Source organism: Streptomyces sp. NPDC020490 (genome assembly GCF_044335305.1).
GTDB lineage: Bacteria > Actinomycetota > Actinomycetes > Streptomycetales > Streptomycetaceae > Streptomyces.
In genome coordinates, this window is record NZ_JBIRUY010000040.1 from 31774 (window position 1) to 45582 (window position 13809).

The 13809-nt window shown below is 72.4% G+C and carries 13 protein-coding genes; 2 read left to right on the forward strand and 11 right to left on the reverse strand.

Annotated features, from left to right (window positions below; genetic code table 11):
* Positions 1-48: 48 nt before the first annotated feature.
* Entirely contained in the window at positions 49-2574 is a 2526-nt protein-coding gene (locus tag ACH4ZX_RS32800) for an ATP-dependent Clp protease ATP-binding subunit (protein WP_324785544.1), read from the reverse strand.
* A gap of 441 nt (positions 2575-3015) precedes the next feature.
* Between ACH4ZX_RS32800 and ACH4ZX_RS32805 the strand changes: the two genes are divergently transcribed.
* Positions 3016-3705 carry an SCO3374 family protein gene (locus tag ACH4ZX_RS32805; RefSeq protein WP_398280816.1) on the forward strand — a complete coding sequence of 230 codons (690 nt, stop codon included), beginning with the start codon at positions 3016-3018 and terminating at the stop codon, positions 3703-3705.
* Here ACH4ZX_RS32805 and ACH4ZX_RS32810 read toward each other — a convergent pair.
* From ACH4ZX_RS32810 to ACH4ZX_RS32855, 10 genes are all read right to left on the reverse strand, one after another.
* Entirely contained in the window at positions 3684-4019 is a 336-nt protein-coding gene (locus tag ACH4ZX_RS32810) for an Lsr2 family protein (RefSeq protein WP_398280819.1), read from the reverse strand. The two genes, ACH4ZX_RS32805 and ACH4ZX_RS32810, sit on opposite strands and share 22 nt — an antisense overlap.
* Before the next feature lie 231 nt (positions 4020-4250).
* Positions 4251-4799 carry an amino-acid N-acetyltransferase gene (locus ACH4ZX_RS32815; protein WP_398280822.1) on the reverse strand — a complete coding sequence of 183 codons (549 nt, stop codon included), beginning with the start codon at positions 4797-4799 and terminating at the stop codon, positions 4251-4253.
* 9 nt (positions 4800-4808) lie between these two features.
* A complete protein-coding gene (locus tag ACH4ZX_RS32820) occupies positions 4809-5213 on the reverse strand; it encodes a BlaI/MecI/CopY family transcriptional regulator (protein ID WP_398280825.1) in 405 nt (134 codons plus the stop codon).
* 177 nt (positions 5214-5390) lie between these two features.
* The gene (locus tag ACH4ZX_RS32825) at positions 5391-5570 is read right to left on the reverse strand and encodes a hypothetical protein (RefSeq protein WP_360745243.1); all 180 of its coding nucleotides are present in this window, start codon (positions 5568-5570) and stop codon (positions 5391-5393) included.
* A 46-nt stretch (positions 5571-5616) separates the two neighbouring features.
* Entirely contained in the window at positions 5617-6291 is a 675-nt protein-coding gene (locus tag ACH4ZX_RS32830) for a hypothetical protein (RefSeq protein WP_398280942.1), read from the reverse strand.
* Between the two features lie 233 nt (positions 6292-6524).
* Positions 6525-7322, reverse strand: coding sequence for a type III pantothenate kinase (locus tag ACH4ZX_RS32835; protein WP_360745246.1), 798 nt, complete (start codon positions 7320-7322; stop codon positions 6525-6527).
* 5 nt (positions 7323-7327) lie between these two features.
* Entirely contained in the window at positions 7328-8314 is a 987-nt protein-coding gene (nadC, locus tag ACH4ZX_RS32840) for a carboxylating nicotinate-nucleotide diphosphorylase (protein WP_398280829.1), read from the reverse strand.
* Positions 8315-8319: 5 nt separating this feature from the next.
* Positions 8320-10182, reverse strand: a complete 1863-nt coding sequence (locus ACH4ZX_RS32845) for an L-aspartate oxidase (RefSeq protein WP_398280945.1) — start codon at positions 10180-10182, stop codon at positions 8320-8322.
* An 11-nt stretch (positions 10183-10193) separates the two neighbouring features.
* On the reverse strand, positions 10194-11234 hold the full coding sequence (gene panC / locus ACH4ZX_RS32850) for a pantoate--beta-alanine ligase (RefSeq protein WP_398280832.1): 1041 nt from the start codon (positions 11232-11234) through the stop codon (positions 10194-10196).
* Positions 11231-12196 (reverse strand): Rossmann-like and DUF2520 domain-containing protein, encoded by a 966-nt coding sequence (locus ACH4ZX_RS32855; protein WP_398280835.1) that lies wholly within the window; start codon positions 12194-12196, stop codon positions 11231-11233. Before ACH4ZX_RS32855 ends, panC begins: the two co-directional genes overlap by 4 nt.
* 185 nt (positions 12197-12381) lie before the next feature.
* On the opposite strand from ACH4ZX_RS32855, the gene ACH4ZX_RS32860 reads away from it, so the two are divergent.
* The gene (locus ACH4ZX_RS32860) at positions 12382-13692 is read left to right on the forward strand and encodes a threonine aldolase family protein (protein WP_398280838.1); all 1311 of its coding nucleotides are present in this window, start codon (positions 12382-12384) and stop codon (positions 13690-13692) included.
* Positions 13693-13809 lie beyond the last annotated feature (117 nt).

A 13809-nucleotide genomic window follows, 5' to 3' on the forward strand; every position in this document is an offset into this window, starting at 1 on the left:
GGGGGGCGGGGCCCCGACGCCCCCGCCCCCTCTCACGTGCGGTGAGGCTTACGCCTCCTTGCTCAGGTTCGGCCCGGGACCGCCGGCCGCCTGCTCGATCGGCGGGACGTCCGGCAGCGCCGACTTCTCCTCACCCCGGAAGGTGAAGGTCTTGGCGTCGCCCTCGCCCTCGGTGTCCACGACCACGATGTGACCGGGACGCAGCTCGCCGAAGAGGATCTTCTCCGACAGCGAGTCCTCGATCTCGCGCTGGATGGTCCGGCGCAGCGGCCGGGCGCCCAGCACGGGGTCGTAGCCCTTCTTGGACAGCAGTTCCTTGGCGGACTGGGAGAGCTCGATGCCCATGTCCCGGTCCCGCAGGCGCTCGTCCACCTTGCCGATCATCAGGTCGACGATCCGCAGGATGTCGGCCTGGGTCAGCTGCGGGAAGACGACCACGTCGTCGACGCGGTTGAGGAACTCGGGGCGGAAGTGCTGCTTGAGCTCGTCCGACACCTTGTTCTTCATGCGCTCGTAGTTGGTCTTCGTGTCGCCCGAGGCGGCGAAGCCCAGGTTGAAGCCCTTGGAGATGTCCCGGGTGCCGAGGTTGGTCGTCATGATGATGACCGTGTTCTTGAAGTCCACGACCCGGCCCTGGGAGTCGGTCAGGCGACCGTCCTCCAGGATCTGCAGCAGCGAGTTGAAGATGTCCGGGTGGGCCTTCTCGACCTCGTCGAAGAGGACGACGGAGAACGGCTTGCGGCGGACCTTCTCGGTCAGCTGGCCGCCCTCTTCGTAGCCCACGTAGCCGGGGGGCGAACCGAACAGCCGGGAGACCGTGTGCTTCTCGCTGAACTCCGACATGTCGAGGGAGATCAGCGCGTCCTCGTCACCGAAGAGGAACTCCGCGAGCGCCTTGGACAGCTCGGTCTTACCGACACCGGACGGGCCGGCGAAGATGAACGAACCACCCGGACGCTTCGGGTCCTTCAGACCGGCGCGGGTACGGCGGATCGCCTTCGACAGCGCCTTGACGGCGTCGTCCTGGCCGATGACCCGCTTGTGGAGCTCGTCCTCCATGCGGAGCAGGCGGCTGGACTCCTCCTCGGTCAGCTTGAAGACCGGGATGCCGGTGGCCGTGGCGAGGACCTCGGCGATCAGCTCGCCGTCGACCTCGGCGACGACGTCCATGTCGCCGGCCTTCCACTCCTTCTCCCGCTTGGCCTTGGCGGCCAGGAGCTGCTTCTCCTTGTCGCGGAGCGAAGCGGCCTTCTCGAAGTCCTGCGAGTCGATCGCGGACTCCTTGTCGCGGCGGACACCGGCGATCTTCTCGTCGAACTCGCGCAGGTCCGGCGGCGCGGTCATCCGGCGGATGCGCATCCGGGAGCCGGCCTCGTCGATCAGGTCGATCGCCTTGTCCGGCAGGAAGCGGTCCGAGATGTACCGGTCGGCCAGGGTGGCGGCCTGCACCAGCGCCTCGTCCGTGATGGAGACCCGGTGGTGGGCCTCGTACCGGTCACGCAGACCCTTGAGGATCTCGATCGTGTGCGGCAGGGACGGCTCGGCGACCTGGATGGGCTGGAAGCGGCGCTCGAGGGCGGCGTCCTTCTCCAGGTGCTTGCGGTACTCGTCCAGGGTGGTGGCGCCGATGGTCTGCAGCTCACCGCGGGCCAGCATCGGCTTCAGGATCGAGGCCGCGTCGATGGCGCCCTCGGCGGCACCCGCGCCGACGAGCGTGTGCAGCTCGTCGATGAACAGGATGATGTCGCCGCGGGTGCGGATCTCCTTGAGCACCTTCTTCAGGCGCTCCTCGAAGTCACCGCGGTAGCGGGAGCCGGCGACCAGCGCGCCGAGGTCCAGGGTGTAGAGGTGCTTGTCCTTGAGGGTCTCGGGCACCTCGCCCTTGACGATGGCCTGGGCGAGGCCCTCGACGACGGCGGTCTTGCCGACGCCGGGCTCACCGATCAGCACCGGGTTGTTCTTGGTACGGCGGGACAGCACCTGCATGACCCGCTCGATCTCCTTCTCGCGCCCGATGACCGGGTCGAGCTTGGACTCACGGGCGGCCTGGGTGAGGTTCCGGCCGAACTGGTCGAGGACCAGGGACGTCGAGGGGGTGCCCTCGGCAGGACCGCCGGCGGTGGCCGTCTCCTTGCCCTGGTAACCGGAGAGCAGCTGGATCACCTGCTGCCGCACGCGGTTGAGGTCTGCGCCCAGCTTGACCAGGACCTGGGCGGCGACGCCCTCGCCCTCGCGAATCAGGCCGAGCAGGATGTGCTCCGTGCCGATGTAGTTGTGGCCCAGCTGAAGGGCCTCGCGGAGCGACAGCTCCAGGACCTTCTTGGCACGGGGGGTGAAGGGGATGTGCCCGGACGGGGCCTGCTGGCCCTGGCCGATGATCTCCTCCACCTGCTGGCGGACCGCCTCGAGCGAAATCCCGAGGCTCTCAAGGGCCTTGGCGGCGACACCCTCACCCTCGTGGATCAGGCCCAGGAGGATGTGCTCGGTGCCGATGTAGTTGTGGTTGAGCATCCGGGCTTCTTCCTGAGCCAGGACGACAACCCGCCGCGCGCGGTCGGTGAACCTCTCGAACATCGTTAATCGCTCCTCAGAGCGGTCAGGCAGTGGGGGGAACTTCCCCTCCCTGTCCTTCCGCAGCTTAGTCCCGCAAGCGGGGACCGCTCATTCCAACTGCCGACACCGGCCCGAGAACCAACACTGCCTCCTGACCCCGAACGCCGACATCTCTTCCAACCCGATGGTGCGAGACGATGTTCCCGCAGGCCAGGCACTTACCCCCACCACCAGTACGCCGATGGCGAACGTGAGACGCCTCGTCCTGCGTGTCGCCCCCTCCCACTAGGGATGTCTTACCCGCAGGGGCGGACAGTCCATGCCGCGCGCACCGGTTCCCTCCGCTATGGGCGAACAACCTTGCGCCTCCCCACACCCCCCGCGCACCCCCTGTCCGGCACTCTGCGCGACCGGATGACGCCACAGCGTGACTTCGGCGCCCCCTCGGCGGTTGCACCTGGCATGGTCGGCACCCTCCCCCCGGTCACCGCGGATGTCGCGAACGTCACAAACGGGACGAAGGTCACGGTCCCGCTCCCCCGCCGCCCGCTCGACCCGGGCGCCGCTGTCCGCGACTGGTACGAGAACGAACTGGGGTGGCCCACGGTGCCCGTGATGCCCGCGGTGCGCGGTGAATCCGGGAACCCCGGGTCCGCTGTGCGGCTCGCGGTGGGCGTACGCTTCGACGTCCTGGACGTCCCGGCCGAGGCGGGCCGCGCGGGCCTCAGACACCTCACGCCGCGGTCACCGGTGGCCGTGCAGGGCGGAAGGATGCGGCTGCTGGTGGCCGCGGGCAGCGCGGAGGAGCTGTCCGGGCTGCTGGACTGGCTGGAGTGGGGAGCGCTGGCGCTCGACCTGACGGCGCTCGGCGAGGGCGACGCGATGGACGCTCCGCCGCCCCCCGGGCCGGAGCGGGCCGGGGCGCGGCCGTCGGCTCCGGGCGCCCCCGGCACCCTGCAGGGGGCCGCCGTGTGGCTGCGGCCCCCCGGGCCGGGATGCGAGGCCGAGGCCGAGGCCTCGCTGCCGACGCTGTCGGCCATGGGGGGCCGGGAGGGCGCCCCCGATCTCGTACGACTCGTGAACACGGTGGCGACGCAGTGCCACCGGATCCGCCTGCGTCGCGCCCGTGCTCAGGCGTTGGCCTTCTCGTAGGCCTCGCGGATGGACGCGGGGACGCGGCCGCGGTCGTTGACCTCGTAGCCGTTCTCCTTCGCCCAGGCGCGGATCTGCGCGGTGTCCTGGCTGCCGCCGGAAGCGGCGCGGGCCTTTCCGCGCCCACCCGAAGAACGGCCTCCGGTACGACGACCGCCCTTCACGTAAGGCTCGAGAAGGCCGCGAAGCTTGTCCGCATTGGAGGTCGTGAGATCGATCTCGTACGTCTTGCCGTCCAACGCGAACGTGACAGTCTCGTCCGCCTCGCCGCCGTCGAGGTCGTCGACAAGAAGGACCTGAACCTTCTGTGCCACCGGATTTCCTTTCATTCATGACTTGTGGGCCGGGGGTCTGCGGCGTCCGCCGTTTCGCCGTCCCCTGTTATATGCAGTACTGCAGTACGTCGGAAAGCAAACCGCTTTTGCCGGAAAAACACAAACCCCCGGGAGAGACCGGCAGACCCGGCCAGGCCCGGAAACATGCGCGTTTCGGACATAGGGAACCTGGGCAGAGCTCCGGACGGAATACTCCGCGGTGATCGGCGATCACAGATGCAGAAGCATCCGGCTGTTGCCCAAGGTGTTCGGTTTCACTCGCTCCAGGCCGAGGAACTCGGCGACGCCCTCGTCATAGGAACGCATCAGCTCCGCGTAGACGTCGGTGTCGACAGGCGTCTCGCCGATCTCGACGAAGCCGTGCTTGCCGAAGAAGTCCACTTCGAAGGTCAGGCAGAAAACGCGGCGAACGCCGAGCCAGCGCGCGGTCTGCAGCAACTTCTCCAGCAACTGATGGCCGACGCCGGCGCCCTTCAGGCCGGGCTTGACCGCGAGAGTGCGCACTTCCGCGAGGTCTTCCCACATCACGTGCAGCGCACCGCAGCCGACCACCTCGGCGTTGTCGTCCCGTTCCGCCACCCAGAACTCCTGGATGTCCTCGTAAAGCGTCACCGTCGCTTTGTCGAGCAGGATGCGGCCGCGGACGTAGGCGTCAAGGAGACGGCGCACGGCCGGAACATCGCTGGTGCGGGCCCGCCGCACGGTGATGGCTTTAGCGCCGACTTCGGGACTCGCGGACGAGGGACTCTCTCGGGACATGACCGGACGCTATCGCCCGCCCCCCTGCGGCGCGGAGCCGGGGTTCTCCCCGGCTCCGGGTGTTTCCGGTCCCTGGACGATGCGGACGGCGTCCCACAGGGCCTGCCGCTGTTCGTCGCTCATCATGCCGAAGAAGGCGACGAGAGCGGCCGCGGGGTTGTCGCTCTGGGACCAGGCGTCGTTCATGAGGGCGGCGGCGTAGGCGGCCCGGGTGGAGACGGCCTCATATCGATAGGCCCGGCCTTCCGCCTCGCGGCGCACCCAGCCCTTCTGATGGAGATTGTCCAAAACGGTCATCACCGTGGTGTAGGCGATGGTCCGCTCCCGCTGAAGGTCTTCCAGGACTTCTCGAACGGTCACCGGGCGGTTCCACTTCCACACCCGTGTCATGACCGCGTCTTCGAGTTCTCCCAATGGGCGGGGCACACCTCAGCACCCTAGTGGGAGATCCCGCCATTCGCGTGCCGAACCGGCACTTACTTCAGCAAACGCGACAAAAAGGGCGTACGCCGCCAGCAGGCGTGACAGTCGTGGACGCGACAGTCACGGACGCGGCAGTCGTACGCCGGTGGGGGTGTCGTCGGCCGGGTGTCAGCCGTCGGTCCGCGCGGGGGCCTGACGGGCCGCCTCCGCCTGCGCGATGGCGGCGTCGACGGCCGCGTCCTCCTTGGCCTTGTTGGCCCCGCCCTGGGTCTTCACGATCACCCTGATCACGCCGATGAAGAACACGGCCATGACGACCGGGGGCAGGAGCGCGGAGACGTAGTCCATGCACCCAGGTTAACCACGGGGCGGCGGACGGGCGGGGCGGGGTCGGTCAGACCGCGGTGAGCTGGCGGGGGTGGTTCGGCGGCGGCGCGGGGCTCGGTTTGCGGCGTGGGAAGACCTCGCCGGGGGTGGGGATGGGGCGGGGCGGCTTCGGGGTGGCCGGGGCCGGCTCGGGGGCGGGCGGCTTCTCCGCGGGCTTCTCCGGCCGCTCGGCGGGATCCTGGTCCGCGGCACTGCCGACGACGTCGCCAGTGTCGGCGTCGTCGGCCGAGAGGCCGCCCGGAAGGGCCGTGAGGCGGACGCGGGAGGCGGGGACCACCGGGACGGCCGGGGGCGCCGCCCGGCGCGCGAGGCGGGCGCGTACGTCCTGTTCCGCGAGGACCTGGCAGCGGTCCAGGAGGGCGGCGGCCACCGGATTGCCGCGCAGGGCCCGCAGGGCGGCGAGGTCGTCGGGGTGCGGACGGTAGCCGGAACCCAGTACCTCCTCCAGCAGCGCGAGATAGCCGGTGGCGGTCCCGGGCAGCGCGGCGCGGTAACGGGCGAGATCGGCCACCAGGAAGGCGCGCAGCCGGGCGCCCTCGCGCATCGCCTCGTCGAGGGACTCGGCGAGGCGGAGGCAGTCCTGGACTTCCTCGGCGACTTCCTCGGCCGAGGCGGTTTCGGGGCGGAGGGCGAGGGCGAGAGCGCGGCGGAGCACACGCAGCTCCTCCACGCCGAACGCCATGCCGCCGCGGGATCCGTATGGCGTGGGCATGTGCCGACGATACGCGCTAATCAGACAAAACCGACATAAAACAGGGCGTGTCGGGCGCGGCCGCCGCACCGCGCCCTTGCGCCTCTGCGCCTCTGCGCTGCTCGCACCCTGCGCCCCAGCCGCCGGCCCCCACCCCCGCGTGCCCACGCCCACGTGCCCGCGTGGCGCGCGCCCGCGGAGGGCGGCGACAGGACGGAGGGCGGCTACAGGCGCGACGCGTTCCGCTCGTACACCAGCCGCAGTCCGATCAGGGTCAGCCACGGCTCGTGCTCGTCGATCACCGAGGACTCGCCCAGCACCATGGGCGCCAGACCGCCGGTCGCGATCACCGTCACGTCGTCCGGGTCGTCCGCCAGCTCGCGCGCCATCCGGCTCACCACGCCGTCCACCTGGCCGGCGAACCCGTAGACGATGCCCGCCTGCATCGCCTCCACCGTGTTCTTGCCGATCACGTGCCGCGGCCGGGCGACCTCGATCTTGCGCAGCTGGGCGCCCTTGACGCCGAGCGCCTCGACCGAGATCTCGATGCCGGGCGCGATGACACCGCCGACGTACTCCCCGCGCGCGGAGACCGCGTCGAACGTCGTCGCCGTACCGAAGTCCACGACGATCGCGGGGCCGCCGTAGAGCTCGACCGCCGCGACCGCGTTGATGATGCGGTCGGCGCCGACCTCCTTGGGGTTGTCGGTGAGGATGGGCACCCCCGTCTTCACACCCGGCTCGACGAGCACCGCGGGCACGTCGCCGTAGTAGCGCCGCGTCACCTCGCGCAGCTCGTGCAGCACCGACGGCACGGTCGCGCAGATGGCGATGCCGTCGATGCCGTCGCCGAGGTCGTCCCCGAGCAGCGGGTGCATGCCCATCAGGCCCTGCAGCAGCACCGCCAGCTCGTCCGCCGTGCGGCGCGCGTCCGTCGAGATGCGCCAGTGCTCGACGATGTCCTCACCGTCGAACAGGCCGAGGACCGTGTGCGTGTTTCCCACGTCGATCGTGAGGAGCATGGCCGTTACTCCGCCGCGCGCAGGTCGAGGCCGATGTCCAGGATCGGCGAGGAGTGGGTGAGGGCGCCCACGGCCAGGTAGTCCACGCCCGTCTCGGCGTACGCGCGCGCGTTGTCCAGGGTCAGGCGGCCCGACGCCTCCAGGGCGGCGCGGCCGTGGACGAGGGCCACGGCCTCCTCGCACTCGCCGGGGGTGAAGTTGTCCAGCAGGATCAGGTCGGCGCCCGCGTCGACGACCTCGCGCAGCTGGTGCAGCGTGTCGACCTCGACCTCGATCGGCACCTCGGGGAAGGCCTCGCGCACGGCCTTGAACGCCTGGGCGACACCGCCGGCGGCGACCACGTGGTTGTCCTTGACCAGCGCCGCGTCCGACAGCGACATGCGGTGGTTGACGCCCCCGCCGCAGCGGACGGCGTACTTCTCCAGGGAGCGCAGGCCGGGCGTGGTCTTGCGGGTGTCGCGCACCCGCGCACCGGTGCCCTGGAGGGTGTCGGCCCACGCGCGCGTGGCGGTGGCGATGCCCGACAGGCGGCACAGCAGGTTGAGGGCGCTGCGTTCGGCGGTGAGCAGGTCACGCGTGCGCGTGGTGACCGACAGCAGCTTCTGGCCGGCCGCCACGCGGTCGCCGTCCTCGACGTGCCGCTCGACCTCGAACTCGTCCGTGCAGACCACCGAGAGCACCGCCTCGGCGACCCTGAGGCCGGCGACGACGCCCGCCTCGCGCGCGGTGAAGTCGCCGGTGGCGACGGCGTCCTCGGGGATCGTCGCCACCGTGGTCACGTCCACGCCGTGGGCGAGGTCCTCCTGGATGGCTACGCCTGCGATGTCCTCGACCTCCACGGGGTCGAGTCCGGCGTCCGCCAGGAGCTGGGCGAGCGCGGGGTCGAGCCCGCACTCGAGGTATTCCGCGGCTTCCGCGTCGGCTTCCGCGCCGCAGGCACAGCCGTCGCCGCAGCCGCCGGTGGACGCGAGGGGGAGGTCGGGGGTGCTCACTTGTGTCACTGCTCCTGAAGGCGCTGCCGGGTCGGGGGGAAGTCTGCGGTATCGGTGGTGCGCACGGCGAGTGTGCGGTCGGGATTCAGCCGTACGACGATGTGCCGGCGCCAGGCGGCGTCGTCGCGCTCGGCGTGGTCCTCGCGCCAGTGGCAGCCGCGGGTCTCCTTGCGCAGCTCCGCCGCGGCGACCAGGACGCGGGCCACGCACAGGAGGTTGGTGGCCTCCCAGGTGTCGACGCCGGGCTCGGCGGTCTTGCCGTTCTCGGCGAGCGCGTCGCGGGCGTCGGTGTGCAGGCGCTCCAGCTGGCCGGCGGCCCTGGCGAGGGAGGCGGCGGAGCGCAGGACGCCCGCGCCGTCCGTCATGATCCGCTGGATCGCGAAGCGCGCCTCGGGCTCCAGCAGGGGGTGGACCGGTTCCTCGGGATGCCCGGCCGGCTCCGGCACGCGCGCGTGGAGGCCGCCGCGCGCGCCGCTGTCCGCGCCGGCGTCCGCGTGGCCGTCCGCACCGGCGTCCGCGCCGTCGGACGTGGCGTCGGACGTGGCGTCGGACGTGGCGTCGGCGGCGATGTCGGCGGCGATCCGCTCGGCGTAGACGAGCCCCTCCAGGAGGGAGTTGGACGCGAGCCGGTTGGCGCCGTGCACGCCGGTGCAGGCGACCTCGCCGCACGCGTACAGGCCCGGGACGGTCGTGCGCCCGTGGGAGTCCGTGCGCACGCCTCCGGAGGCGTAGTGGGCCGCCGGGGCGATCGGGATGGGCTCGGTGACCGGGTCGATGCCGTGGGCGCGGCAGGCGGCGAGGATGGTCGGGAAGCGGTGTTCCCACATCTCGGCGCCGAAGTGCCGGGCGTCGAGGAACATGTGCTCGGCGTCCTGCTCCTGCATCCGGCGCGTGATGCCCTTGGCGACGATGTCCCGGGGCGCGAGTTCGGCCAGCTCGTGCTGGCCGACCATGAACCGCACGCCGTCCGCGTCCACCAGGTGGGCGCCCTCGCCGCGTACCGCCTCGGAGACGAGCGGCTGCTGGCCCTCCGCGTCCGGGCCGAGGAACAGCACCGTCGGGTGGAACTGGACGAACTCCAGGTCGGAGACCTCCGCGCCGGCGCGCAGCGCGAGCGCCACGCCGTCGCCGGTGGACACCGACGGGTTGGTGGTGGCGGAGAAGACCTGGCCCATGCCGCCGGTCGCGAGGACCACCGCGGGCGCGTGCACGGCGCCCACGCCGTCGTGCTGGCCCTCGCCCATGACGTGCAGGGTCACGCCCGCGGTACGGCCGTCGGCGTCGGTGAGCAGGTCCAGGACGAGCGCGTTCTCGATCGTGCGCACGCCCGCCCGTCGCCCGCCGCCGCCCTCGGCCGCGCGTACCGCCTCGACCAGCGCCCGGGAGATCTCCGCGCCGGTCGCGTCGCCGCCCGCGTGCGCGATGCGGCGGCGGTGGTGGCCGCCCTCGCGGGTGAGCTCGATGCCGCCCTCGTCGTCGGTGTCGAAGTGGGCGCCGGTGGAGATCAGGCGGCGTACGGCGTCGGGCCCCTCGGTGACCAGGATCCGTACCGCTTCCTCGTCGCACAGGCCCGCGCCGGCGACCAGGGTGTCGTCCAGGTGCTGTTCGGGGGTGTCGCCCTCGCCGAGGGCCGCGGCGATGCCGCCCTGGGCCCAGCGGGTGGAGCCGTCGTCGAGACGGGCCTTGGTGACCACGACGGTCTCCAGGCCGGCCGCCGCGCAGCGCAGGGCGGTCGTCAGTCCGGCCACTCCGGAGCCGACGACGACCACGTCCGCGGAGATGGACCACCCGGGCGCGGGCGCGAACAAGCGGGGGCGAGTGCGAAGCGCTCCCGCTCGAGGGTCGTGGTGGGCGACGGGCGGGCGTATGCCTGTGCTGGTCACGAGGCGGCTCCGAAGGTGAGGGGGATGTTGTCGATCAGCCGGGTCGCCCCGACCCGGGCGGCGACGGCGAGAACCGCCTCGCCGGTGAAGCCGTCCTCGATCTCGGTGAAGTCGGACGGGTCGACGAGCGCCAGGTAGTCCAGTTCCAGCGGCGGGGACAGCCGGGACGCGTCGTCGAGGACCAGGCGGGCGGCCGCGCGGACGGCCGACGGGGCGCCGAGGAAGGCACGGCCCTCGGCGTCGTGGCCCGGGGCGGCGGCGGGCGACGTGCGGGCCTGGGCGACGGCGTGCGCGTCGGCCGCGGCCCTCGACTCCCCTATCGCGCTGAGTGCCTCGGCACGCGCGTGCGTGGCGGGCACCTCGCGGGCACGCGCGCGCAGCGCCTCCTGGGCGGCGTGCCGGTCGCGGCCCGCGAACAGCGCGCGGGAGAGCGCGAGCGCCGTGCGGCGCTCCTCGGGCGAGAGGTAGCGGTTGCGGCTGGACAGCGCCAGGCCGTCGTCCTCGCGCACGGTCGGCACGGCGACGATCTCGACGCCGAAGTTCAGGTCCCGCACCATGCGGCGGATCAGGGCGAGCTGCTGGGCGTCCTTCTGGCCGTACAGGGCGACGTCGGGGCGGGTGAGGTGCAGCAGCTTGGCGACGACGGTGAGCATCCCGTCGAAGTGGCCGGGCCGCGAGGCGCCCTCCAGGCGCTCGCCCATGGGGCCCGCGCTGACGCGGACCTGGGGCTCGCCGCCGGGGTAGACCTCGTCCACGGACGGGGCGAACACGACGTCCGCCCCGGCCCGCTGGGCCACCTCCAGGTCGGCGTCCAGGGTGCGGGGGTAGCGGTCGAGGTCCTCGCCCGCGCCGAACTGCAGCGGGTTGACGAAGACGGTGACGACGACCTCCCCGTCGGGTCCGGCGATCCCGCGCGCCGTGCGGATCAGGGAGGCGTGGCCCTCGTGCAGGGCGCCCATGGTCATCACGACGGCGCGACGGCCGGTACGCGTGCGTGCGTGCAGTTCGTCCGCGGTGCGCAGCAAGGTGATGCTCATCGGACGTCTCCCTCGGCGCCGCCGGTCCCGCCGGTACCACCCGTCCCGCCGGTCCCGCCGGTCCCGTCGGCGAGCACCCCGAGCAGGTCCTCGGCCAGTTCCGGCTTCAGCAGTCCGTGGGCGAGCGCCCGGTCGGCGGTCGCGCGGGCCATCGCGAGGTAGCCGGCCACGGTCTGCGGGGCGTGCGTGCGCAGTTCGGCGACGTGCGCGGCGACGGTGCCCGCGTCCCCCCGGGCGACGGGGCCGGTGAGGGCCGCGTCGCCGGAGCGCAGGGCGTTGTCCAGGGCGGCGCCGAGCAGCGGGCCGAGCATCCGGTCGGGCGCCTCGACGCCGGCGGCGCGCAGCAGCTCCATGGACTGGGCGACCAGCGTGACGAGGTGGTTGGCGCCGAGCGCGAGCGCGGCGTGGTAGAGCGGGCGCATCGGCTCGGCGATCCATTCCGGTTCGCCGCCCATCTCGATGACGAGGGCCTCCGCGGCCAGCCGCAGCTCGTCGGGCGCGGTGACGCCGAAGGAGCAGCCGGCCAGGCGCTGGACGTCCACCGGGGTCCCGGTGAAGGTCATCGCCGGGTGCAGGGCGAGCGGCAGGGCGCCCGCGCGCAGGGCGGGGTCCAGGACCCGTACGCCGTAGCGTCCCGAGGTGTGGACGAGCAGCTGGCCCGGCCGGACGGCGCCGGTGTCGGCGAGGCTCTCGACGAGTCCGGGCAGGGCGTCGTCGGGGACGGTCAGCAGGACGAGATCGGCGCGCTGGAGCACCTCGGCGGGCGGCACCAGCGGCACGTCGGGGAGCAGCTCCGCGGCTCGCCGCCTGGAGGCGTCGGACACTCCGGAGACGGCCACCGGGCGGTGTCCGGCGAGCTGGAGGGACGCGGCGAGCGCGGGGCCCACGCGGCCGGCGCCGACGACGCCGACGGTGAGCCGCGCTGGGCGGTCCTGGGGATCTGGCTGTTGGCTTGTACTCACGCGACGGCGGCCTTCCCGTTCCAGTCCGCTTCGGGTACCGGACGATTTCTCGTCATGCTAACGCGATCGGTCCGAGGGGCGGCCGGTTGTCCACAGGCTGTGGGTTACCGCACGCCGCCTGCGCGCGTGCGCCGGTGGGGAAATGGGCGTGCCCGCGGGCGACGGCGCGCGGCATGATCCGGGGCATGACCGAGAGCGCGGAGCAGGGCGGGCAGGGCAGCGAGCCGGGGGAGCACTCGGCGGAGCGGCTGCCGGAGGAACATTCTCCGGAAGAGGGTTCGGCGGAGGAACATCCGTCGGAGGAACATTCGGCGGAGCAGCCGGAGCCGCTGTCGGACGAGGAGCGGCGCGTACGGCGCTACAAGCGGCGCATGAGCGCCTACCGGAGCGCGCGGGTGCTGTCGCGCCCCGGTTTCCGGGGCACGCTGAGGGAGCGCCTCGCGGTCCTGGACGCGGCGCCGGACCTGTACGACCTCGACGAGGCGTCGGACGTCTACGGCGACGGTGTCGTGGAGGCCCTGGAGCGCAAGGTCGCCGGGCTGCTCGGCAAGGAGGCGGCCGCCTTCTTCCCCACCGGCACGATGGCCCAGCAGGTGGCCCTGCGCTGCTGGGCCGGCCGCACCGGCGACGGGGCCGTCGCGCTGCACGCGATGTCCCACCCGGAGGTGCACGAACGCCATGCCCTCAGCCAGGTCAGCGGTCTGCGCCCGGTCCGGCTGACCGGCGAGCCGCGCCAGCCGACCGCGGAGGAGGTGCGCGACTTCGCCGAGCCCTTCGGGGCGCTGATGCTGGAGTTGCCCCTGCGGGACGCCGGATTCCTGCTGCCGTCCTGGGAGGAGCTGTGCGAGGTCGTGGCGGCGGCGCGCGAGCGTGACGCGGTGGTGCACTTCGACGGCGCGCGCCTGTGGGAGTCCGCCGTCCACCTCGGCCGGCCGCTCGACGAGATCGCGGACCTGGCGGACAGCGTGTACGTCTCCTTCTACAAGTCGCTCGACGGCTACGGCGGCGCGGCGCTCGCCGGTCCGAAGACGCTGGTCGACGAGGCGAGGACCTGGCGCCACCGGTACGGCGGGCAGGTCTTCCAGCAGTTCCCGACCGCGCTGTCGGCGCTCGCCGGTCTGGAGCGCGAACTGCCCCGGCTGCCCGAGTACGTGCGCCACGCGCGTGTGGTGGCCGCCGCGCTGCGCGAGGGCTTCGCGGCTGCCGGGCTGCCGTGGGCGCGCGTACACCCCGAGGTGCCGCACACCAACGCGTTCCAGGTCTGGCTGCCCTACGACCCCGACGTCGTCGCCGAGGCGGCCGTACGGCAGGCCGAGGAGACGAACACGCTGCTGTTCACGAACCCCTGGGACGCCAAGGGCCCCGCGGTGGCGTACACGGAGGTCGACGTACGCGCGGCGGGCCTGGAGTGGACGGCCGGCGACGTGAAGGCGGCGGTCTCGCAGTTCGTTGCCCGGCTGAACGAGGAGGTGGGCAAGCCCGAGGTGCGCGAGTGACGCGGTGCGGGAGCGAACCGGGTGCGCGAGTGGCAGGGTGGGCCAGTGGCGCGTGACCGGGCCGGGTCCGGCACGGACGGCGTTCGGCGGCGGCCGCACGCGGGGGCGGCGTTGTCG

What these genes read in the sequence shown, in the direction of transcription:
- ACH4ZX_RS32800 (WP_324785544.1), bottom strand. Translation starts at nt 2,574, where the DNA reads ATGTTCGAGAGGTTCACCGACCGCGCGCGGCGGGTTGTCGTCCTGGCT.
- ACH4ZX_RS32860 (WP_398280838.1), top strand. Translation starts at nt 12,382, where the DNA reads ATGACCGAGAGCGCGGAGCAGGGCGGGCAGGGCAGCGAGCCGGGGGAG.
- ACH4ZX_RS32830 (WP_398280942.1), bottom strand. Translation starts at nt 6,291, where the DNA reads ATGGCGTTCGGCGTGGAGGAGCTGCGTGTGCTCCGCCGCGCTCTCGCC.
- ACH4ZX_RS32825 (WP_360745243.1), bottom strand. Translation starts at nt 5,570, where the DNA reads ATGGACTACGTCTCCGCGCTCCTGCCCCCGGTCGTCATGGCCGTGTTC.
- panC (WP_398280832.1), bottom strand. Translation starts at nt 11,234, where the DNA reads ATGAGCATCACCTTGCTGCGCACCGCGGACGAACTGCACGCACGCACG.
- ACH4ZX_RS32835 (WP_360745246.1), bottom strand. Translation starts at nt 7,322, where the DNA reads ATGCTCCTCACGATCGACGTGGGAAACACGCACACGGTCCTCGGCCTG.
- ACH4ZX_RS32815 (WP_398280822.1), bottom strand. Translation starts at nt 4,799, where the DNA reads ATGTCCCGAGAGAGTCCCTCGTCCGCGAGTCCCGAAGTCGGCGCTAAA.
- ACH4ZX_RS32805 (WP_398280816.1), top strand. Translation starts at nt 3,016, where the DNA reads ATGGTCGGCACCCTCCCCCCGGTCACCGCGGATGTCGCGAACGTCACA.